Annotated in this window: 43 protein-coding genes; 42 read left to right on the top strand and 1 reads right to left on the bottom strand. The window is 31.8% G+C overall.

Annotated features, from left to right (window positions below):
• The first annotated feature begins 5 nt into the window (after window positions 1–5).
• The 42 genes from ABMB67_RS08075 (at window position 6) to ABMB67_RS07870 (ending at window position 17,590) form a co-directional block, all read left to right on the top strand.
• A complete protein-coding gene (locus ABMB67_RS08075) occupies window positions 6–224 on the top strand; it encodes a hypothetical protein (protein ID WP_354571705.1) in 219 nt (72 codons plus the stop codon).
• A 244-nt stretch (window positions 225–468) separates the two neighbouring features.
• Window positions 469–732 carry a hypothetical protein gene (locus ABMB67_RS08070; RefSeq protein ID WP_354571704.1) on the top strand — a complete coding sequence of 88 codons (264 nt, stop codon included), beginning with the start codon at window positions 469–471 and terminating at the stop codon, window positions 730–732.
• Window positions 733–1,093: 361 nt separating this feature from the next.
• Window positions 1,094–1,330, top strand: coding sequence for a hypothetical protein (locus tag ABMB67_RS08065; protein ID WP_354571703.1), 237 nt, complete (start codon window positions 1,094–1,096; stop codon window positions 1,328–1,330).
• Between the two features lie 94 nt (window positions 1,331–1,424).
• Window positions 1,425–1,991: a hypothetical protein gene (locus tag ABMB67_RS08060; protein WP_354571702.1), complete on the top strand. Its 567-nt coding sequence runs from the start codon at window positions 1,425–1,427 to the stop codon at window positions 1,989–1,991.
• 110 nt (window positions 1,992–2,101) lie between these two features.
• On the top strand, window positions 2,102–2,863 hold the full coding sequence (locus ABMB67_RS08055) for a hypothetical protein (RefSeq protein WP_354571701.1): 762 nt from the start codon (window positions 2,102–2,104) through the stop codon (window positions 2,861–2,863).
• A gap of 2 nt (window positions 2,864–2,865) precedes the next feature.
• On the top strand, window positions 2,866–3,168 hold the full coding sequence (locus ABMB67_RS08050) for a hypothetical protein (protein ID WP_354571700.1): 303 nt from the start codon (window positions 2,866–2,868) through the stop codon (window positions 3,166–3,168).
• An 81-nt stretch (window positions 3,169–3,249) separates the two neighbouring features.
• Window positions 3,250–3,459, top strand: coding sequence for a hypothetical protein (locus tag ABMB67_RS08045; RefSeq protein ID WP_354571699.1), 210 nt, complete (start codon window positions 3,250–3,252; stop codon window positions 3,457–3,459).
• Window positions 3,460–3,512: 53 nt separating this feature from the next.
• Window positions 3,513–3,731, top strand: coding sequence for a hypothetical protein (locus ABMB67_RS08040; protein WP_354571698.1), 219 nt, complete (start codon window positions 3,513–3,515; stop codon window positions 3,729–3,731).
• A gap of 6 nt (window positions 3,732–3,737) precedes the next feature.
• Window positions 3,738–3,974, top strand: coding sequence for a helix-turn-helix domain-containing protein (locus ABMB67_RS08035; RefSeq protein WP_354571697.1), 237 nt, complete (start codon window positions 3,738–3,740; stop codon window positions 3,972–3,974).
• 24 nt (window positions 3,975–3,998) lie between these two features.
• Window positions 3,999–4,460 (top strand): hypothetical protein, encoded by a 462-nt coding sequence (locus ABMB67_RS08030; RefSeq protein WP_354571696.1) that lies wholly within the window; start codon window positions 3,999–4,001, stop codon window positions 4,458–4,460.
• A 374-nt stretch (window positions 4,461–4,834) separates the two neighbouring features.
• Entirely contained in the window at window positions 4,835–5,101 is a 267-nt protein-coding gene (locus ABMB67_RS08025) for a hypothetical protein (protein WP_354571695.1), read from the top strand.
• A 41-nt stretch (window positions 5,102–5,142) separates the two neighbouring features.
• Window positions 5,143–5,310 (top strand): hypothetical protein, encoded by a 168-nt coding sequence (locus tag ABMB67_RS08020; protein ID WP_354571694.1) that lies wholly within the window; start codon window positions 5,143–5,145, stop codon window positions 5,308–5,310.
• Window positions 5,311–5,351: 41 nt separating this feature from the next.
• On the top strand, window positions 5,352–5,570 hold the full coding sequence (locus ABMB67_RS08015) for a hypothetical protein (protein ID WP_354571692.1): 219 nt from the start codon (window positions 5,352–5,354) through the stop codon (window positions 5,568–5,570).
• A gap of 13 nt (window positions 5,571–5,583) precedes the next feature.
• Window positions 5,584–5,727, top strand: coding sequence for a hypothetical protein (locus tag ABMB67_RS08010; protein ID WP_354571691.1), 144 nt, complete (start codon window positions 5,584–5,586; stop codon window positions 5,725–5,727).
• A gap of 39 nt (window positions 5,728–5,766) precedes the next feature.
• Window positions 5,767–5,997: a YodN-related protein gene (locus ABMB67_RS08005; protein WP_354571690.1), complete on the top strand. Its 231-nt coding sequence runs from the start codon at window positions 5,767–5,769 to the stop codon at window positions 5,995–5,997.
• 13 nt (window positions 5,998–6,010) lie between these two features.
• Entirely contained in the window at window positions 6,011–6,478 is a 468-nt protein-coding gene (locus ABMB67_RS08000; protein WP_354571688.1) for a hypothetical protein, read from the top strand.
• Window positions 6,479–6,607: 129 nt separating this feature from the next.
• On the top strand, window positions 6,608–6,829 hold the full coding sequence (locus ABMB67_RS07995; RefSeq protein WP_354571687.1) for a hypothetical protein: 222 nt from the start codon (window positions 6,608–6,610) through the stop codon (window positions 6,827–6,829).
• Window positions 6,830–6,861: 32 nt separating this feature from the next.
• Entirely contained in the window at window positions 6,862–7,035 is a 174-nt protein-coding gene (locus tag ABMB67_RS07990) for a hypothetical protein (protein ID WP_354571686.1), read from the top strand.
• Window positions 7,013–7,318, top strand: coding sequence for a hypothetical protein (locus tag ABMB67_RS07985; protein ID WP_354571685.1), 306 nt, complete (start codon window positions 7,013–7,015; stop codon window positions 7,316–7,318). Before ABMB67_RS07990 ends, ABMB67_RS07985 begins: the two co-directional genes overlap by 23 nt.
• Window positions 7,319–7,390: 72 nt before the next feature.
• Entirely contained in the window at window positions 7,391–7,627 is a 237-nt protein-coding gene (locus tag ABMB67_RS07980) for a hypothetical protein (protein WP_354571683.1), read from the top strand.
• Between the two features lie 35 nt (window positions 7,628–7,662).
• Window positions 7,663–7,839 (top strand): hypothetical protein, encoded by a 177-nt coding sequence (locus tag ABMB67_RS07975; RefSeq protein ID WP_354571682.1) that lies wholly within the window; start codon window positions 7,663–7,665, stop codon window positions 7,837–7,839.
• Window positions 7,840–7,920: 81 nt separating this feature from the next.
• Window positions 7,921–8,211 carry a hypothetical protein gene (locus tag ABMB67_RS07970; RefSeq protein ID WP_354571680.1) on the top strand — a complete coding sequence of 97 codons (291 nt, stop codon included), beginning with the start codon at window positions 7,921–7,923 and terminating at the stop codon, window positions 8,209–8,211.
• A gap of 43 nt (window positions 8,212–8,254) precedes the next feature.
• Window positions 8,255–8,389 (top strand): hypothetical protein, encoded by a 135-nt coding sequence (locus ABMB67_RS07965; RefSeq protein ID WP_354571678.1) that lies wholly within the window; start codon window positions 8,255–8,257, stop codon window positions 8,387–8,389.
• Window positions 8,390–8,558: 169 nt separating this feature from the next.
• Window positions 8,559–8,798, top strand: a complete 240-nt coding sequence (locus ABMB67_RS07960; protein WP_354571676.1) for a hypothetical protein — start codon at window positions 8,559–8,561, stop codon at window positions 8,796–8,798.
• 29 nt (window positions 8,799–8,827) lie between these two features.
• Window positions 8,828–9,106, top strand: a complete 279-nt coding sequence (locus tag ABMB67_RS07955; RefSeq protein ID WP_354571675.1) for a hypothetical protein — start codon at window positions 8,828–8,830, stop codon at window positions 9,104–9,106.
• Window positions 9,107–9,112: 6 nt separating this feature from the next.
• Window positions 9,113–9,559 (top strand): hypothetical protein, encoded by a 447-nt coding sequence (locus ABMB67_RS07950; protein ID WP_354571674.1) that lies wholly within the window; start codon window positions 9,113–9,115, stop codon window positions 9,557–9,559.
• A 32-nt stretch (window positions 9,560–9,591) separates the two neighbouring features.
• Window positions 9,592–9,861 carry a hypothetical protein gene (locus ABMB67_RS07945; RefSeq protein WP_354571673.1) on the top strand — a complete coding sequence of 90 codons (270 nt, stop codon included), beginning with the start codon at window positions 9,592–9,594 and terminating at the stop codon, window positions 9,859–9,861.
• Between the two features lie 27 nt (window positions 9,862–9,888).
• Window positions 9,889–10,071 (top strand): hypothetical protein, encoded by a 183-nt coding sequence (locus ABMB67_RS07940; protein ID WP_354571672.1) that lies wholly within the window; start codon window positions 9,889–9,891, stop codon window positions 10,069–10,071.
• A 125-nt stretch (window positions 10,072–10,196) separates the two neighbouring features.
• Window positions 10,197–10,910, top strand: a complete 714-nt coding sequence (locus tag ABMB67_RS07935; protein WP_354571671.1) for a hypothetical protein — start codon at window positions 10,197–10,199, stop codon at window positions 10,908–10,910.
• Between the two features lie 65 nt (window positions 10,911–10,975).
• Window positions 10,976–11,134, top strand: a complete 159-nt coding sequence (locus ABMB67_RS07930) for a hypothetical protein (protein WP_354571670.1) — start codon at window positions 10,976–10,978, stop codon at window positions 11,132–11,134.
• Window positions 11,135–11,166: 32 nt separating this feature from the next.
• Window positions 11,167–11,388, top strand: coding sequence for a hypothetical protein (locus ABMB67_RS07925; RefSeq protein ID WP_354571669.1), 222 nt, complete (start codon window positions 11,167–11,169; stop codon window positions 11,386–11,388).
• A 109-nt stretch (window positions 11,389–11,497) separates the two neighbouring features.
• Window positions 11,498–12,229: a hypothetical protein gene (locus ABMB67_RS07920; protein ID WP_354571667.1), complete on the top strand. Its 732-nt coding sequence runs from the start codon at window positions 11,498–11,500 to the stop codon at window positions 12,227–12,229.
• A 28-nt stretch (window positions 12,230–12,257) separates the two neighbouring features.
• A complete protein-coding gene (locus ABMB67_RS07915) occupies window positions 12,258–12,443 on the top strand; it encodes a hypothetical protein (RefSeq protein WP_354571666.1) in 186 nt (61 codons plus the stop codon).
• A 94-nt stretch (window positions 12,444–12,537) separates the two neighbouring features.
• Window positions 12,538–12,780: a hypothetical protein gene (locus ABMB67_RS07910; protein ID WP_354571664.1), complete on the top strand. Its 243-nt coding sequence runs from the start codon at window positions 12,538–12,540 to the stop codon at window positions 12,778–12,780.
• 43 nt (window positions 12,781–12,823) lie between these two features.
• A complete protein-coding gene (locus tag ABMB67_RS07905; RefSeq protein WP_354571663.1) occupies window positions 12,824–13,033 on the top strand; it encodes a hypothetical protein in 210 nt (69 codons plus the stop codon).
• A gap of 22 nt (window positions 13,034–13,055) precedes the next feature.
• Entirely contained in the window at window positions 13,056–13,196 is a 141-nt protein-coding gene (locus ABMB67_RS07900) for a hypothetical protein (protein ID WP_354571661.1), read from the top strand.
• 19 nt (window positions 13,197–13,215) lie between these two features.
• Window positions 13,216–13,440 carry a hypothetical protein gene (locus ABMB67_RS07895; protein WP_354571660.1) on the top strand — a complete coding sequence of 75 codons (225 nt, stop codon included), beginning with the start codon at window positions 13,216–13,218 and terminating at the stop codon, window positions 13,438–13,440.
• A gap of 54 nt (window positions 13,441–13,494) precedes the next feature.
• On the top strand, window positions 13,495–13,665 hold the full coding sequence (locus ABMB67_RS07890; protein WP_354571658.1) for a hypothetical protein: 171 nt from the start codon (window positions 13,495–13,497) through the stop codon (window positions 13,663–13,665).
• A 207-nt stretch (window positions 13,666–13,872) separates the two neighbouring features.
• Complete coding sequence (locus tag ABMB67_RS07885; RefSeq protein ID WP_354571656.1) at window positions 13,873–14,079, top strand: hypothetical protein; 207 nt, start codon at window positions 13,873–13,875, stop codon at window positions 14,077–14,079.
• 75 nt (window positions 14,080–14,154) lie between these two features.
• On the top strand, window positions 14,155–15,186 hold the full coding sequence (locus ABMB67_RS07880; RefSeq protein ID WP_354571654.1) for a tyrosine-type recombinase/integrase: 1,032 nt from the start codon (window positions 14,155–14,157) through the stop codon (window positions 15,184–15,186).
• A gap of 111 nt (window positions 15,187–15,297) precedes the next feature.
• A complete protein-coding gene (locus tag ABMB67_RS07875; protein ID WP_354571652.1) occupies window positions 15,298–16,623 on the top strand; it encodes a ParB N-terminal domain-containing protein in 1,326 nt (441 codons plus the stop codon).
• 1 nt (window position 16,624) lies between these two features.
• Window positions 16,625–17,590, top strand: coding sequence for a phage lytic cycle repressor MrpR family protein (locus ABMB67_RS07870; protein WP_354571651.1), 966 nt, complete (start codon window positions 16,625–16,627; stop codon window positions 17,588–17,590).
• Window positions 17,591–17,859: 269 nt separating this feature from the next.
• On the opposite strand, the gene ABMB67_RS07865 is transcribed toward ABMB67_RS07870, so the two are convergent.
• A complete protein-coding gene (locus tag ABMB67_RS07865; RefSeq protein ID WP_354571650.1) occupies window positions 17,860–18,084 on the bottom strand; it encodes a helix-turn-helix domain-containing protein in 225 nt (74 codons plus the stop codon).
• Between the last annotated feature and the right edge of the window lie 224 nt (window positions 18,085–18,308).

Raw genomic sequence — 18,308 nt, 5'->3', positions numbered from 1 at the left:
TAAAAATGTTTATTAAAAAACTTGTAGAGGCTTCAGACATTAAGCTTATAAATTACAACTTAGATAATCATCAGATTAAAATTGAAGTGGATAATCTGGTGTATGATTTCGGGCTTTTGGAAACAGGTATAAGTTTTATTAAAATGTTTTACTTAGATTATTATAAAAACGAAAAATTCCTAAATGTAAAAACTGGGGAAATAATAAATACTGTATTCGGATAAATTCAATCTTTTAAAGTTAATTATATAAGGAGTTATAATAGATGGAGTATAACAAAACAATCTTTATATCTCAATTATCCCTCGAAAAACAAAAGGTAATCAAAAAAAAGACTACTCAAAGCTGGGATTAATGAACACGATTTAGAGGGTGCTATGTCTGACAGGTTGATGAATTTAGAGGATACTATTGATATATCTGATTTAATGAGCGATAATTAAATCATTAAATAACAGGAGGTAAAAAATGAGAGAAATAATTAACGGTATGAATGTTGGCGTATTTAAAAAAGACTGGGGGAGAGAACTTTATTTTGAAAGAGCAGAGGACGCTTGTAATTATTTGAATTCAAAAGGATTGTATTTTATATCTAAGCAAGTACAAGAGAAAATGGAATATGTCTCATCTTATAAGGAGATCTGTGTAACGGAAAATAACAATGGATATGTTTTAGAGGTTGGACGTTGCGGGTTCGCATCTCATAGTTACTTTCCGATCTTTAAAAAGTAAATAGGTGACTTTATTATCTGAACGTAGTGGGTTATAAAGAAAGATTCGGTATTAATGACTATTTTATCTGAACGTAAGAGGGAAGGTTTTTCATTCACAATATAAAACTAAAATAATGATATGGGGTTGATAATTGTGCTACATAAACAAATTAAAAATAAAGATAAAACTGATTGGTCTATTATTATATTGACAGGTATTGTTTTAGCAGGATTATTTTACATGGCTGGAACAGGCATTATTAAAACACATTTCCTATAAATAAAATAAAAATAATTATAATAATTTATTGACTTTATACTACTTTTAGTATAAAATTAAGTTAAAGATAAGGAAACAAAAACAAAAGGAGGAAGTCATTATGAAAAAGTTTGAAGAATTAAATAGCGGAAATTCAACCATTGTAGAATTTGAGGGTAAAGAGTATCGCACATTGCAAGATGCATATGTTTCAGATGATGGTAGTGAGTATAAAGCTCATGCTGTCGATGAAAATGATAAGGAATATATGATCTACTGGGAAACAATTAATTTTGATACTTCAGACGAGTCAGAAGCTTGTGATTGGGATAATCCAATCAGAGTAGAGAATATCTAATTCATACTTGTCAGATTCTCTTAGTTGATTAACAGGCAGCTAAGAGAATCACTGGAAAAATAAAATTAAAAATATAAAAAAAGGAGAATTTAAAATGAAAACTATTAAACAATTATTATCAGAAAAAAAGGTTGTAGCAAGTGGATTTGAAGCTATTAAGGGATTATCTGATTTCAGTCAAGGAACAGAAGAGGTTGTTTTATCGTCGCTATCACCTGCTATTTTAGCAGAGCAAGGAGTAACAGAGTTTTATGCACTGCAACTGCCGAGAGGCACAATATTTAACACATCTCAAGAGATTTTTGATGCTGATTTACCAGTACGCAAATATCAAATTGAGGTTGTAGATAAGCTTGATCTTATTAAGTATTCCAATCCAGATAAAACAGTGATCGCAAGCCGTCATAAAGGCACGATTGATATTCTTAAAAAAGACTGGTGGTTAGCGCCCGTTTTTGAGAATGTAACAGCAGAGGATATTAAAGGCAAGCACGTTGTCGGCACACTGCCTCCACACTTGATTACTGAGTGCGATATGTATACGGCTGTTACAATTAAAGATTTTGATTATAAAAAAGATGGCGACTTAACAGACGTAGCTCTTAGTGAGCGGTTAGTTGTCGCAAGTAATCCGATCAAAGTTAAAGAGTTAGATATTTAATTTTTGCTTAATCCTTCGACTAGTTATAGTGTATAACAGCTTGATCGAAGGATTGCTGGAAAGATTAAAAACGAAATTAATAAAAATAAAATAAATGGAGGTAGGATGATATGGAACAATTACACAAAGATATGTTAAAGGTAACAGGTAAGGATTTTTCTCGATCAGACTATCATCTGAAAGATATTTTGACCGATTACACAGTACTTGACAAAAATACCAACATGCACTACACAGTAATCCCTTCGTCTCTATGTCATAATCTAAAAAGTGACGAGCAAGCGATCCTGTTTTTTAAATCTAGGACAGTAGAGTCGATTGATCCAGGTTACGATCCATATTGGGCGGGATATGTACACGTCGATATAATTTTCGACTATGTAGAAATGGAAATAAACTCAAAAAATAATAAAGAGTCTCCTCCCGAAAAAGAAAGGAAACTGGAAGAGACTCTAATAAAAGAATGGGATAGATTGCAGCGCCCGTCACTAAAAAAGACAATTGATTACAAAACAGTTGAGATGACAAGCGATCAACTGGAAAAAGCTTTATTAGAGGGCGTGACGATTATCCAAAAATTAAAACACGGATTATTCTACCAAACAAAAATAAAGGTGGATATATCTAATAACGGTGATGAATCGTTCACAGAAGGAGATAGAGAAGCATATGTCTACTTTGATCTTAGCGGGGCATTCAACTCTAACGATGTTGTAAGTGACCACGATAAAATTTATAGAAACATCATGATATACACAAGCGTTACACTCATTAAAAAGTTTATTCGTAATCCGCAATACTTAATCGAGGTATTACAAGGTGATCTGTCAAACGATCATGAGATTACGTTTATAATAGAAAGGAGGAATTAGAAATGAAAATAATAGTATTAACTCATAAAAATTCAGGGGCTACGGCAACAATAATTTTTGAGGGAGGTAAAATAAATGATATATCCATACAAGGTAATGACGAATTCAACCGACTGGTGATTTGTCATGGGGCTATTCTAAGAATTGTAAAACTAAATGGGCGCACATACGATAAAGCAAAAATTTACGCTATTTACAGTGCAGCCGAAGGTTATAACAAGGACATACAGGCAGAGATCACAAAGGATGATATTTTTGTAACGGATGACTTTCTAAAATTTTTCGATATAAAAGTAGGTCATTGAGAAAAAACTAAAATATGTTTTCTTCAATTGCCCTCTATTCCAACAATGGTATAATATAACTCAAAAGGGGAGGGATTTAATATGGAAGTTTATACAATTGCAGAAGATGAATATATAATGACTGATAAGCCAATCAAAATAAGCAGTCCAAGAGGTTTCACACATGTAGCAAAAGCAGAAACAATCGACGGACATCCGGCTTTTATATGCTGGAAAGTACCGGAAGGAAAAAATATAGAAGATGTCAACCCTTGCTATGCTGAATTGGATACAGACTACCTTAATGATTAATCATATAACAGCGAAGTCTTTTAATCGCTGGAATTTAAGGAGGAATTATAATAATGAAACATTTAGAGGAGTTTATTGCAGCATTAACAGACAAGCAACTAAAAGCGGCTTACGACGAATTAGTGGAATGGAAAAAGACCGGAATTTTAAACGACGGCTTAACTAGAAAAATTCATGAGCAATATAATTTACAAGGATTTGACTTTCCTTTATATGCCCTGCCAGAAAAATTCTTTTTCGAAGCAGCTAAGAGATATTTCGAAGGGGAGTGACAATTATTGAACTTAAAAGTTAAATTGCGCCTCAAAGAAATACTTTATGAGAAAAACATGACACAAGCTCAACTAAGTCAGTTAACAGGCATTACGCAGCCCAAGATTAGTGAGCTTGTGAACATGAAAAGAACGACAATCAAGATAGATACGCTCAATACAATAATCACGGCATTAGAAATAACAGATGTAGACAGAGTTTTTAAAATAGTTGATGAAGACGATTGGTTTTCGGGTGAATAGCATCTAAAATCAGGAGGGGTATTAATGAATAAACTAATGAGCCGTGAAGAAATGATTCAAAAATATGCTAGAAATAATTTTGAGGAAAACTACATCTATAATCTAAGTGATGGGGTTTATGAACAAGTTGCAGATGTAATAGGATTCTTGGAAATAGATAAAGAAAAAGTCACTTTTAATGACATTTTAGAGCAAGCAATGGTTGCTTGTATTCATACTTTTGATTTTAGAACAAAAGACATTATCGAGCAACGTTTTCCTGAAGTAGAATATACCATGATGCATTATAAAGCTTCGGGAAGTGTATATTATATTGAAATGAATGATGAAGGACATGTAAAATTTGAAATAGAAATGTTGCCTGAACAACATATGATTATGACATTAATTGACACCTTAGATGATTTTGAAAATTATTTTTACGAGCAAGGAGTTGCAGGAGAGTTTATTTTAACAGTTAAAAAGAAGTCTGAGCAATTTAATTAAAAGAATCATTTTATAGTAATTGAACATAAGAGTGATTATGTTCATTAAGAAAGGGTGTAAAAATTGAATAAATGGAGAATTGAAACTGATAGAGAAACTGTCACGATAACAGAAGTAAGAAAAGACTTTTTTACAATCTGCACTAACCATTGGAGTGATTCAACAACAAACGCCCTTTGGTTTCCCTCGTATCAATCAGCAAGAAGATATGTAAGAGAAGAAATGTACATTAATGGAAGGTTTAAAAAGGTTAATGAATAGTTCGATCATTAAGTGTATAACAGCAGCTACATACTATTGCTGAAATTATCGATGTGAACATATTCAAGACATAGTATAATCAAAATGATTGGATAAAACAGGAGGGAATAATGATGAGCGTTATTTCAAAAGAAATGATTAATGAATTTAACAATTTAATGGAACAGTCAGGAAGTAGTATAAGACTGATCCCCAATCATAGTAGTGTAGATATTAAGTTGGTTAAAGATAGATATTTGAATATGGAAGACCAGATTATTAACCCAACGACAGATTTTTATGATTTACTAATACAATTCTTTAAGAATGAAAAGGTTGACATTTATTTCAACAATACAGGGTCTTGTTTTTGGACTGAATCAGTAAGTGAGATTGAATAACAGCAGCTACATAAAATAGGGATTTTAGAGGAGGAGATCTAATGAAATTAACAGAAGAGCAATTGAAAATTGGAGAATGGTATTATGAGTTTGAAGATGAAACCGGAGCCTATCATATCTATCATACTGAAAGTGGTCATTCTCCTTATAGCTATGCGAGCAGTGAAGAAGCGGAAAGAAAAGTTAACTTATTGAACAGCTTTAAATAAAAATGTAATTTCAATTAAATTTAATAATGGGGATGACAAAAATGTTAATTACTAATTTCAAAAAAGGAGAAAAAATAAAAATTATTAATGTGAATGCAATTAGACAGGGAGAGATGCTATGGTCTAACGGTGACATAGTGGAAGTTAGAGAAGTAGAGAATGAAGGGCTGGGTTATGACAGATTGGATGTATGGGATAAAGAAAGATATTTAAGTGAATATATTTATCCAGATGAATTTATTGGCATTAAAAAACTTTAAAGGAGTTGATAACATGATAAGAAAGACTGAAAAATATTATTTTAAAAAGGTTGGATATTATGGAAAACAGAAAAGAAAAAGTACTACATATTGGTTGCTATGGATTTTGCCTATATTCACCAAAGATGAAATTTTAGGTGGAGACTATGAAACTTAATAAAATGCTGATTTTAAGAAGGCAGATAGGAGCTTAAAAATGAATAACTATAATAAACCAGAAGCTTTTTCTCAGGAGCAAATTAATAAAATTATGAGGCTGGTGAATGCTGATATGATAATTAAACTTGAACTATCTAACAATCACTGCATTGATGATCTTCTTGATAAATATAATGATTATATGACGCTGTATAAAATGTTCGGTGATAAATCCTATTTCACCTATGCAATGTTAGTTATGGTAGAAATTAAAAATAAATATAGTTAAAGGGTGGTGTAACATGAAAACAGAACTTAATCATTTTGAAAAGCAGCTTATATTATACACCAAAGGACACTTCGGACGAATTAACTATGATCAAGACTTAAAGTATTTTGCTTCTGAATTATATGACATTCCAGTAAATCATATTGATAAATATAATATCCTGAGTATGGTAGTTGATATTTATCAAAAAATGATCGATTTGAAGCTTATGGAAGAAATAAAATTAAGAAAATTTATTGGTAATATCTTCTATAGTGCTTGGATGGTTGACGGTCGAATTAGTAAGGATGATTTATTGAAACGTTTATTAAGCAACATTCAAAATGCATCGACCGATGGAAAGTTTTCGTATGATGAAGTTGACTTCCCTATTCTCGAAGAAGTTTTTACTTCTCTGGGAATTCAAGTTATAAATGAAATTGGAGTAAGAAGATCTAAAGACGAAATTTTGAATGATATTAGACAGCGCGAAACCGTATAACAGCGAACGAAAATTCGAACTGGAATTTTGTAAATAAAATAAATTAAATTATGTTAAGATTTTTATTGTTAGGATGTGGAAACCATGTTATTATTAACTTAAGGAAATAAATTGCAAGGGGGAGAGAAGATGAGTGTTGATGAGATGAAAATTGAAATCGATGCGTATAATGAATATATTGAAACTTATGAAAAGTTTAACGGATTAATGTTTTATTTGACACCAAAAGAGCAGTTAGAACTTGCTATGGCTTATGAAGATCATTCAAGGTCAGATAGTGATTTTGTAGATGTCTTAATGCGTATGATGGAAGTAGCTGAAGCAAGAAAATCATTTCGAGTGTGCGGATGAATAAACAAATATAAAATAATTAGGTGATAAATATGAGTGAAGAAGTGGTCGAATATTTAACAGATAAACAAATTGAATTATATAATAATGCTATTGAAGCAAATGATCAAAATGAAATTGACCACTTCGTAAAAGTGGCTAATTCAAGAAAGAAGAAAAGACTTATTCGGAGAGGTGATAATAATGAAAGGAGAGCAAATTGCTAATATTAATAATACTAAGGTTGTAGAGGCACATGGATATTATGATGTCTATATGGAGTTCTCATCCATGCCAGTAGAGTCATTTAAAACTGAGGAACGAGCTTATGATTTTGTAGAGGGTTATTTATATAAGATACCGTTTAATGATGAAAGCTATAGAGGATTGAAATATAAAGAATGCGTAGAAGCAGACTTAGAAGAAGGATTTACATATACAAAAAAGATGAATTTAGAGGGCGTTAATTTGAATAAAGGGCTAACTGAGCGAATGGCTGAAATGGTATAATTATGTATAACAGCAAAGTAAAAATCGAACTGGTGTATTTCAGAGTGATTTTGTGAAGGAAGGTGAGAGAAAATGGACATGGAAACGTTACAAAGGGCTAAAGTTCTGGAGTCGATAATCAGAACCGAACGATTAAATATAAAAAACTGGGAAGAGTTATTTAAATCTGATGAAATCACCTTATCCTCAGCAACAAAGCCGCAAAAAATGTATTTAATTGGAGAGAAAAAAGATGAAGTGAGGGACGTTATTTTACAGCATCACAAAGAATTTCTTGCTGATAAGGAGAGGGAATTTGAAGAACTTTAATACACAATTCGACACTAAAGCGAAGGAGGGGAACAATGGCAAAGTTAAAACAGTATGATAAGGGATTCTTAGATGGTCAAAAAGCCGAAGCGGAGGCATTTCTAGAAAACCTTCGTGCTCTTGAAGAGGAATTGAATAGCGTTGGATGGGACGGTGGACATTCATATTTACATACTATGATGGAAGACTTTGAAAGGTTTCTTAGTGAATAACTTTTGGTAAAATATGAATTTTATGAAGGTAATGAAGAATAAAATCTGATTTCCCATTTTTAAATTTGGAGGGTGATTCTATTGTCAGATCCGTATTTCAAAAGTAAAGGCTTTAATACAGTTAGCTCAGATACATTGAGGGAGATGCATCCTTTAGAAAAGTTGAACTATGTATTTAAAGTATATCTGTCATTAAGTAAAACAGATGATAGGATTGGAATGGCTATTTCATCTGAAAATGCTGACTACGCCAATAAGCTAATAGATAGCGACCTTTTTGAAGCTGTAACTGAAGCTTCTTTTACAAATATCTTTTGCGATAAAGAGGGCGTATTAGGGGTTAGTGAAGTAGTAAGCAAAAGAAAGAAATAACTATTTAAAAGTATGATTTTACAGTGAGAGGAGGAGCACTTTGATGGAAAGATTCATTTCTGAGTCAGAGGAATATATCCAAGTATATGAAAAATGTAGATTTCGCAATGGATGGTTAATCGTACTACAGGTTTCAAAAGAAAAATGGAAAGAGGGTAAGTATGATAAATTCAGATGAGGCTCACTTCAGAGAGATGAAGAAATGTAAACAGCAATTGTAGAATTTAGCATTAGTAAGACTAAAGTAAAGAGTGAAGCAGTAGTGCCTCAAGGAATCAAGGCAGATAGCGGTGGTGCAGTATATTTAATAAAATTTCACTTTTAAAGAAAAGGAGGGAGGGGAGAATATGAGCTTTGTCAAGTTTAAAACGATAGTTCCAAAAGATGGTGAACTATCTTCCTATCTAAATAAACCTGTATTAGACAGAGTAGACCTTTCTAATACCTTTGAAACAAAAACTATCGGTGTTATAAGTGATGCTGTAGAAGTCGAAGAGGGTTATGAGTTAACTATTCAACTGTTTAGTAAATTTCAATATGAATGGATTGGAAATGAGTTAAACGCTCTATCGATTTTAGCCAGATAATATCAGAGTTTTAAGGAGAAGGATATAAAATGACGAAGGTGTATTTGGGAATTTTTGAAGTGGATATGCATGAGCCAACTAGAACAATCTATGCAGGAACTGATCTCGAAAAAGCAATAGCCTCTATACATGATGACAATCATAGTATAGATGATTACTATGTAGAAGTTTGGGAAAATGGAAAAGTCTTAGGTAGATATTACTGGGGAGATGACTACAACAGATTTATGTATTATAAACGTGTGAATGAATACGAATTTAGAATAGACACTATAGAGGAAAGCTCTAATGCGAAAAGGAGAGAGTAAACTCATATGAAACTGCCAGAGATTGAAGTTGAATATATAGAAAAGCTTAGTGAGATGAAAATTAATGACATTGACCAGTTAATCATAGAGAATAAATTCAATGATAATAATTTCGATTACTATTTTGAGATGTATGAAAATGAAGAAGTTGTGGTTTTCGCTAACTTAACTGGCTATCCATTAGAAGAAGATGACATTTCTAGTGGTGTAGGAAGAGTATTTCAAATTGAAACTGCAATCTTAGTTAAAGATGTAAAAAACTCTCAGTACTTAAATCAAATGTTTTACATGGGCGATAATGATGGATTCAGTACATTAGGACATTTCTTAAATAATAAGCCTGTGTGGACAAAAGAAAAACTAAAAGAGGCAGGAGTAAAGAAGTTTGAAAGTTCTTTTATTGGTTTTCCTTATGAGTATAGATGGGATCATATGCTAGAAAGTAAAAATTGAACGCAAACTTATAAAGTAGGTGAAATTTAAATATGAAAGCAATGCCATATGAAATTAAACAGAAGCTGCGGCAATATGCAAAAGCACAAGCGAAAGCTCACAGGTTATCAAGGGAGGTTGATGAAGCTATACGAGCTTATGGAGTACCAATTGACAATTTAACAGCAGTGTCTCCCCCGTTTGATGGAGAACCTTATACAGAGGCTTTAGCTTTTATTAATAACAATGAAGGTAATATTGAAGAGAACATTCTAGAAATTGAAGAATTATTTCTCTACTTTGTGAATAAAAAAGCTGAATAAAATATCTATTTGAAGGAGTGTGATAATATGAAAGAAGTTACGTGGGTTAATAGAGGAATTGACGAGAGATTAATTATCGATAAGGTTGATATTGGTTCAATTGATCATTTAGAACCGAGAGAATTGCTTGGTTTATTGGACAAATACAATATATTAAAGTTAAAAGAAATGTCAGTTAGTGAATATAAAGACAGTCATAAATCTAGTTGAAATGTCAGTTTGATTAAAGGTAATCATGATTCAAAAATAAGGAGTGTTTCACCCCTCTTAATATTTCAAACAATGGAAATTTTGAGTATAATATACTATATACTCAATTGAAATGAGGGATAGTCATGAATCAAAGTGAACCTAAATCAGATCCAAGACCTTTAGTTATTTCTAATATTTTGCAACACAGTCTTTCCAATGACTTCGAGGAAGCAAAAACAGAATGGGATCTTGAAGGATCTGTCCCTTCTGATTCGGCAGATTTCTCTGAACATTGTGAGTTGTGTGGTGCTCGTAATTACAGGGGGAATTGGGCTATTGTAAATCGAAATACCAACGCTATTCTAAAAGTAGGCACAGAATGCATAAAAAGATTTGTAGTTTTAAATGGGACGGAAACTTTAGAAGATAGTCAAGTGTTTTTCTCGAATGCGGAAAAAGAATTGAGTTTAATATTAAAGATTAGAAATGATTTTCCTGAAATAGTCAAAGGGATACCAACTAAGAGGGAGACTACATATTACATTAAAGCCCTAAAAACTCTCTTAGAGTTGAGAGGACAATTGTCACTACTAGATAGTCGCGAAGGAATTGAAGAAGTTATTAAAGCATATTGCATAAAGACAGAAGAAAAAGAAAAGGAGTTAGATATCAAGTTTGTCGATAAGATGTACAATCTCCTTCATGATCCAAAAAAGTTTGTATTCCAAAAAGAAACCAAGAGGTACAGAGAGTATAAGCTTAAAGAAGGGGATACTTGGAAAAAGAGAGGAAGAGTTACTGGAACAACACTTTCTTCTTCAGAAAGCTTTAAAAATCCTGAAAAGAAATATGATTAAGTCGATAATGATATTTCAAGTCTGAAAGAGATTGGAATTATTAGTTATTGACTGGAGCTGAAAAAATGAACCTAATGGATAGAAGGGTAAAAGTAACGACTGGATATTATCAAGATATCGAAGGTGTAGTTAAGGGTATGACAGTGGATGGCTATTATTTGATAATGCCAGCAAGCTTGAATGGATTTTGGACTAAGGCTACCGAATTGGAAATTATAAGATGAAATAATCATTTTATGTGAGGAGAGGGATTAAAATGTTATTTTGTGAAGCTCAAATTAAAGGTGCTTGTAGAGGATATAAAAACCGTGATACTTTTTTTGAATTAACTAACGGGAGAATATTTCAACAAGATGAGTATAAATATCAATACAATTACCAATATCGTCCAAATGTAAAAGTGTTCCAAGAGGGCAGTGTTTTTTATTTAGAAGTGCAGGGCATGAACAGTAGAGTTAAAGTAAAGAAAGTCAAATAAAAGCATCGTTTCATAACAACGTAAACAAAACTATACTATAAACTCCATAAATCGTGTACAATACTACATGAATAAATCACCAAGAGATGCGATTATAGGAGTGGAAATAATGACGGAAATATATTTAGAAATGTTAGATTTGCTTAAAAAGGAAATGAAAGATTCGATTGATCTAATAAATATAGCGGATGAAAATCCCAGTCAGCAATTAGAACATCAGATAGAGTTGCTTACTGCAATCAAAAAATATGCAGACCATAAAAAGGCATCAAAAAATACTTCAAGACCTTGTGATTTAGGAACAACCTGCAAAGATTTTGTTACTGATAAGGAAATGGATTTTCTATTAAATAGTAATAACGAAGATTTTTCTGGATTTGTTATAAAAGAACAACATGAAGATGCAGTAGACGAAACCGATTCAGAAACTCAAAAGTACAAAATAGAAAGAAAGATTAGAGGAGCTTTCATTCCAGAAATTGAAGCGTTTATCCCAGAATCAATTGTCAGACAGCTAGATTTAAAGCATGGTGACTATGTATTTGCTGAGCCATATCAAAAGGACAGTCGGAAATTTAATTATTCTCTTGCAGAAAGAGGAAATGGAGAGAATGATGATCGGATTCAATGGAATAAATGCGTTGTTCAAAAACAAGGCGCAATGTTTGTAATAGAAGAAAGTTTAGAGCTGGGTAAAATAAAGCTTGGTGAAGCTCCACATGCCGCTGTGTTAAGTGATGAAGATGTAAGACAGTTTGAGCTAGCAGATGGATCTGTGATAGACGTAGCATGTCTAAAAGGCAATGAGCATCAAGTTAAAGTTATCTGGAAACATGGTTAATAGAAGCTAAGAGTAAAGGTGGGGGAGAATGAAAGCTAGAGGGAATACAAAGATCATATTAAAGAAAGTCGAAGAAATTCAATTTCTAATTGGGTATGCGAACCAAAATATCATGAATGATCAGGATATTAATTCAATTGAGCAGGCGCAAAAACAATTAAATAAGGCACATGAAATCTGTATAGATATTAGAAGTATGTATGAATTGGAATGAGAAATTTAAAAGAGCTAGGATAATAATTGTGTTTAAAATTTTAGTTTTAATGAATTAAAGAGTGATAATGTGATATAGAAAGGAGAGGGATGGAATGAAGTGTCCTAAATGTAAAGATGGAGAGCTAAGTCTTTATAAGGTAACTGAAAAAGTATATAGAATACCTTTGACATCAAAAAACACCTTATCTAAAAGAAAAATTCACACTATGGGTTCAGAGTACGATACTACGATGGATTATCTTGAATGTAGTAAATGCAAAAGTGAATTTGAGTACGAGCTTGACGAAAAAGGAAAAGTCTTAAAAGATTTACTTTGGGAACGAGAAAGTTCTTAATAAGCTTCTCGGTCATGTAGTTCACTGAGAAAGGGTGGCGAAAATGGAGAAAAGAAAATATAAATGTAACAGATCATTAGGTTATGGGATTATGACAAACAAACAGCCTCAAATAGACACGGAATCAGAATATTATATTGTCGGCTCTGCTAGTGCTTTTGATAATAGGATGATCATTGAGCGTGTGGATGGGGAAGAATTTGAAGGCGAAAAAAGATGGATTGTCGATAATCATAATTTAGCTGAGATTTAAAACTGAAATAGGAGGACTTGCAATGAATAAAAAGGTATGTGCATTTTGTAGCAAAGAAGATTCAACAGATAAGATGATCGATCAAGCCGGAATATATGATGGATTTGAACAGTGGGTACACATCTTATGTTATGAAGATTTAAAAGACAAAGCTAACCAATAGGAAGAGTAAAGGGGAGTAAATGAGTAGAAAACGAAAAGAAATATTAAAAAGACTTTCTGGAGCATTTGATGGTGCTGAGGTTGATGAACTTTTTCGTGAATATGTTTTAAAGTATTTACCCGCTAAGTATCAAAATAAATTAATAGAAATTTTAGCAAATGAAGAAATTGGAGAATCTGGAGTGTATTCGGACGAAGAATATGAAGAGATAATAAGAGAAGCAAGAGAGTATCTAGAGAAATAATAGAAAAATAAATTAATTCAATAAATTACACATTTTAAGAAAGGATGATGGTAGATGAATAAAAGAAAACTAATATACATGGGAGCACAGCCATATAAAAACAAAAAGGAAATGAAAATAATTATAAAAGATATTAAAGAAGAGTTTAGAAATAAAGTAAAAATAGATATAGATCATAATGACAAACTAATTACTTATGAATATAGAAAACGAGTTACTGAATAAAAAATAAAAAAATAATAAGTAATTGAGCCTTATTTTTTTAAAAAATATTAAAAATAAGGCTATTTGTCATATATTTTTATTTACTTTCCACTATCCAATATGTTATATTATAATCAGATAAAGGTCAGAAATAGTCAAACGAAAAAAAGTAATATTTATGTTTAAAACAAATATAATAAGGTATATATAGTAGTGGAGGTAAATAAAATGGAAAATAAAGTAGTTAATTTAGTACATAAAAAAATTGAAAAACAATATCAGGAAATTTCTATGAAGGGCGTTGTTAATTCGGGGAATGAGGGGATGTACTGGAGAAATACGGAGAGAAACATAAAAGAAAGAAATATCGATAAAAGCGAAGCGAGAAGAAATATGATAAAAGGGTATATGAATTTACTAAGTAAACAAATATAATTAAATTATTGTATTGATTAAATGTTGATGTAATTGTATAATAAACCTAATATAATTTTGAGGAGGATGAAAGAGATGAGCTTACAATTAGTCCATATAAATAAAGTTAATTGTTTAGAGATAATTATGATGTATTTAAAGAGCAACGGAAGATCCGAAAATACAATTAAAAACTACTTGGGTGACATAAGACATTTCTTTAAAATCACAAAAGGAAAAGAGCTGGAAAATTTAATCGAACATGATTTTAAAGTTACTGTTAGCGATATTGATAAATTTATTGCTCATTTACAGGATGAAGGTTCGGTTAATAAAACAATAAAACGAAAGTTAACGACAATAACTGGATTGTTTAGCTATATAAATAGCAGGAAGATAGAATTTGGTTTATTAGCCGATATAGACATTAGCTTCATTAGTAAAATGCAAAAGCTTAAGAGCGTAGAAGTAAATTACGGCTTACTCCATAAGGAAGAAGTAGAAGAAATGATAAAGATTGCCCCAATGGTCAAAGAGGGAATGCCTAGATTTAAAAATCGAATTATTCAAGGATTGCTGATTAAGTTCGCTTTACACACCGGACTGAGACAGCAAGAAATTTTAAAGTTGAAGTGGAGCGATTTTATTCTCACAAGAGAAGGAGATTATGAAATCGAATTAAGAGGAAAAGGGCAGCGGAGGAAAATTCATTATGTAGATGAAGACTTTTTTCAAGAATTAATTGATAATAAAGTTAATGACGAGGTAGTATTTCCGTTTAACAAGAATCATATATCGAAACTAATGAATCAACTTAAAATCAAAATGAATATTTCAGAAAAAAGAAATGTCTCTTTCCATAGCATACGTGGAACTGCGATTACTATTTTTTATGAAAACTCAAAAGATCCTCATGCGACAATGGAATTCGCAGGTCACTCAGATTTCAATGTCACAAAAAGATATATAAAAGAAAATAAATACAAGAGAATAGGTGTGTTAGATTTCGATAAATTTCTTAACAGCGATGCTCTAGAATCGCTAAGTAAAGAAGAGTTATTGGACTTAATTAATAGTAATAAAGTTGCGAAAATTATATTACTAAGAAACCTCAATTCGAATTTATAATTTTTTGTTTTATTTTTTGTTTATATTGTGTATAATAGAAGGGAAGTGTATTAATTATTGAATTTAATAACAAAATTAATTGAAATGTCTTTTGAAGAGAGGTGTCACATTGTGAAAGTAGAAAGAAAAGAATTAGAGAGTGTATTGATTGAAATACTTCCCACAATAAAAACAAAAAAAGATATGGTTAGTAAATACAAGGATCTGATGGCAGAGTTTAAAGTGCTGGGAGGCAGAGTTCAATCTGTATTAAATGATCCCGAAAAGGAAGTTCCACAACTAGACGATAAAGAGCTGTATGTTTTTTCAGTGCAGCTTTACATGACAACGGGTAATCAAAGACTGAATCCAGACCATTTTTATAATGAAAGAGAGAAGAAGGAAATTGAAACAACTTTTACGGGTTATCAGGCGGAAGAAATCAAATTTCCATATACTTTCAAGAGTAGTTTCGAAAAGTTGCACGATGGCTATACGGGTAAAATATCCGTAACAGAAATGCGATTATTAAGCAATGGAAAACAGATTCAATATAATCCTAACGTACAAAGAAGTGGCAAAGTCAAACAGGTTGATGATGAAACCTTTATTCCCGTCCCAAAAATATTTAGAAGAAGCATCGAAGGAATCAAAAACAGATTTTTAAAAGGGAAATTATCAAGTACGACATTAACTTTTAATGCCCGCCTGGGAAGTTCAGATGATGGGGAAGAAATCTCCTACGATGAAGATACAAAAGAATTAACCATTACAAAAGGGACTTTATTTGACTGCATTGACGGATTTCACCGTTTTACAGCAACAGTTGAAGGGCAGCATGAAAATCCAAATAAAGACATGGAGTTTATCATAAAGATACAGAATCTCACTGATGCCGAAGCAAAAGAAGTGTTTGTTGAAATTAATACATTTAATGATATCACTACTTCTCGAATGAAGGAGATGGATCAAGAAAAGTTATCTACTGTAGCTGTAGAATTTCTTAAAAAGTCAGGTAGTGAATTAAAAGAAAAGATTACGTCTGAGAATACTGTTAAGTCTGATGAATTAACTACTTTCGGAATTTTAGTGGATGCCGTAGAAGAATTTTTTGAAATGGAAAATAGAGGTCAAGCTATTAAAACTGGTCAGTATTTGACTAAGTATTTCAATAATCTTTGTTACTCGTTTCCTGATGAATTCATCAGCGATATTAAAGAGATAAGATATAAAAGTGAAATTAACAGACCAACTATGTTTTATGGTTTTGTCTGCTTAGCTAAACGAATGCAAGATGAGGGTATTGAAATTGAGTTACTATCTGATATTGTAAAAGATATCGACTTTAATAAGGAGAATTGGCAAGAGTTGAAAGGTAAATCTCCAGCAGGGATACGGAAACACATAAAAGAAGTGTTTGAAAATATTGATTTGAGTAAATACAAGGTAGGTGTCTAATTTGTACAACGAAAAAATCAAAGAAGCTTTTTTAAAAAATTATGATGCAGATACTGCAGTTATTTATAGATACAAGCTAAGAGGGGCTGAAAGAAATGAAAGAGCGCTCCAGAAAGACCTATATTCTTTTACTAGAGCAGAAATTGAAGATACCTTAAGAGACATGGCTCAGCCATCATTAGGCTCTATAGCTATGGCAGCAAATGTGTTTAAAAATTATATAGACTGGGCTAGTGCTCATGGATATTCTAATAGCTCCATTAATCCAATTGCAAATTTAACTAGAGATTCCTTGTTCCGTTTAATTGACCATAGCAAAAAGCAGTTTCTTACTGAAGAAGAGTTGGCAGAACTAGAAGATAAGAAGTTAGTTAATGGACAAGACAAGGTTGTTTTCCGGTTGCTATTTGAAGGATTGAAAGGATCACAACTGAGTGAGATTAGAAATTTACATTATAAAGACATAGACTTTGATAATAATATTATAAAAGTTAGAGGAGAGATGGAAAGGGAGGTAAAAGTAAGTGATAGGTGTTTAAGAATAATTACGGAAGCTTATAAAGAATCTGTATACATTGTTAATAACGGAGAATCCGTTTTTCAACGAGCAAATCCAGAAAAGAAATTAATACGCAATGATTTTATTATCCGATCTATTGATAATGGTCGGGTATTAGATGAAAATGCACCAGTCGGAAATATGACACTTTATACTAGAGTAAAAATGCTTAAAAAGTTTTTTGACTATCCTTATCTCACGCCGACAAATATCGCAAGAAGTGGCATGATAAAAGTGGGAAAGGATATATATGAAGAAACAGGGGAGCTAACAAATAACGACTTGAGAACAATTGTTCAAAATTTCGGGCATAAAAAATCAAAACTGCAAGGCAAGATGGATTACAACCTTATTGGCATCAAAGAGGATGTCAACATAGAAAACATCAAGAAGTTATACGAAATTTAGTCCAGTATTTATGGACTGAATTTTACATATAAAATAAAAATAATTATTAAAATAAAATGTTCGATGTGATTGTCGAGTTATTTGTCAATAATTTGATAATAAACTATAAATTTCTGGATGATTCGACAATCATATTGTGTTATCGACAAAATATGATGATGCTATTACTTACCTTTTGTAGTAAAATAATAGCAACCCGAACTTTCTTACTATCCGCAACTTTACTATATAGTAAAGTCTATCGTACTAAAGGACTAGTCCTTTAGCGTCTACTCGGATATGGTAATGTCCCAATCATACAAGTCATCTATCTGAGTGTTTAATACATAAGCAATCGTTGCAGCATTATCTAAAGACATTCCACGCTTATTGCTGATATATTCTGATATCTGGGTGACTGATATTCCAGTAATTTGAGCTAACTCAGTGTGAGACATGCGTTTTTCGGCTAACCTATATCGGAGTAGACATTTCTTACGCTTTTTGCGTATCATAAGAAAGTCCTCCTACAAAAGTTCTAATCACTATAATAACAAATATGATAACAAAAATTGTTAAAATAGTATAGTGCTTAAAATAAGGAGAAAACAATTTGGGTTAGCAATATAGATTTTACCATATTTCTATTGTATAATAGAAATAAGAACATTTGTTTGTAGGTGTTCGCTAAAACCGCCAAAAGGCACAGATTAAAACACAACAGTGAGGGGGAAATAAA

Source organism: Halalkalibacter oceani (genome assembly GCF_040544555.1).
Lineage (GTDB): Bacteria > Bacillota > Bacilli > Bacillales > Bacillaceae_D > Halalkalibacter > Halalkalibacter oceani.
This window is presented reverse-complemented; position numbering and strand designations above follow the sequence as displayed.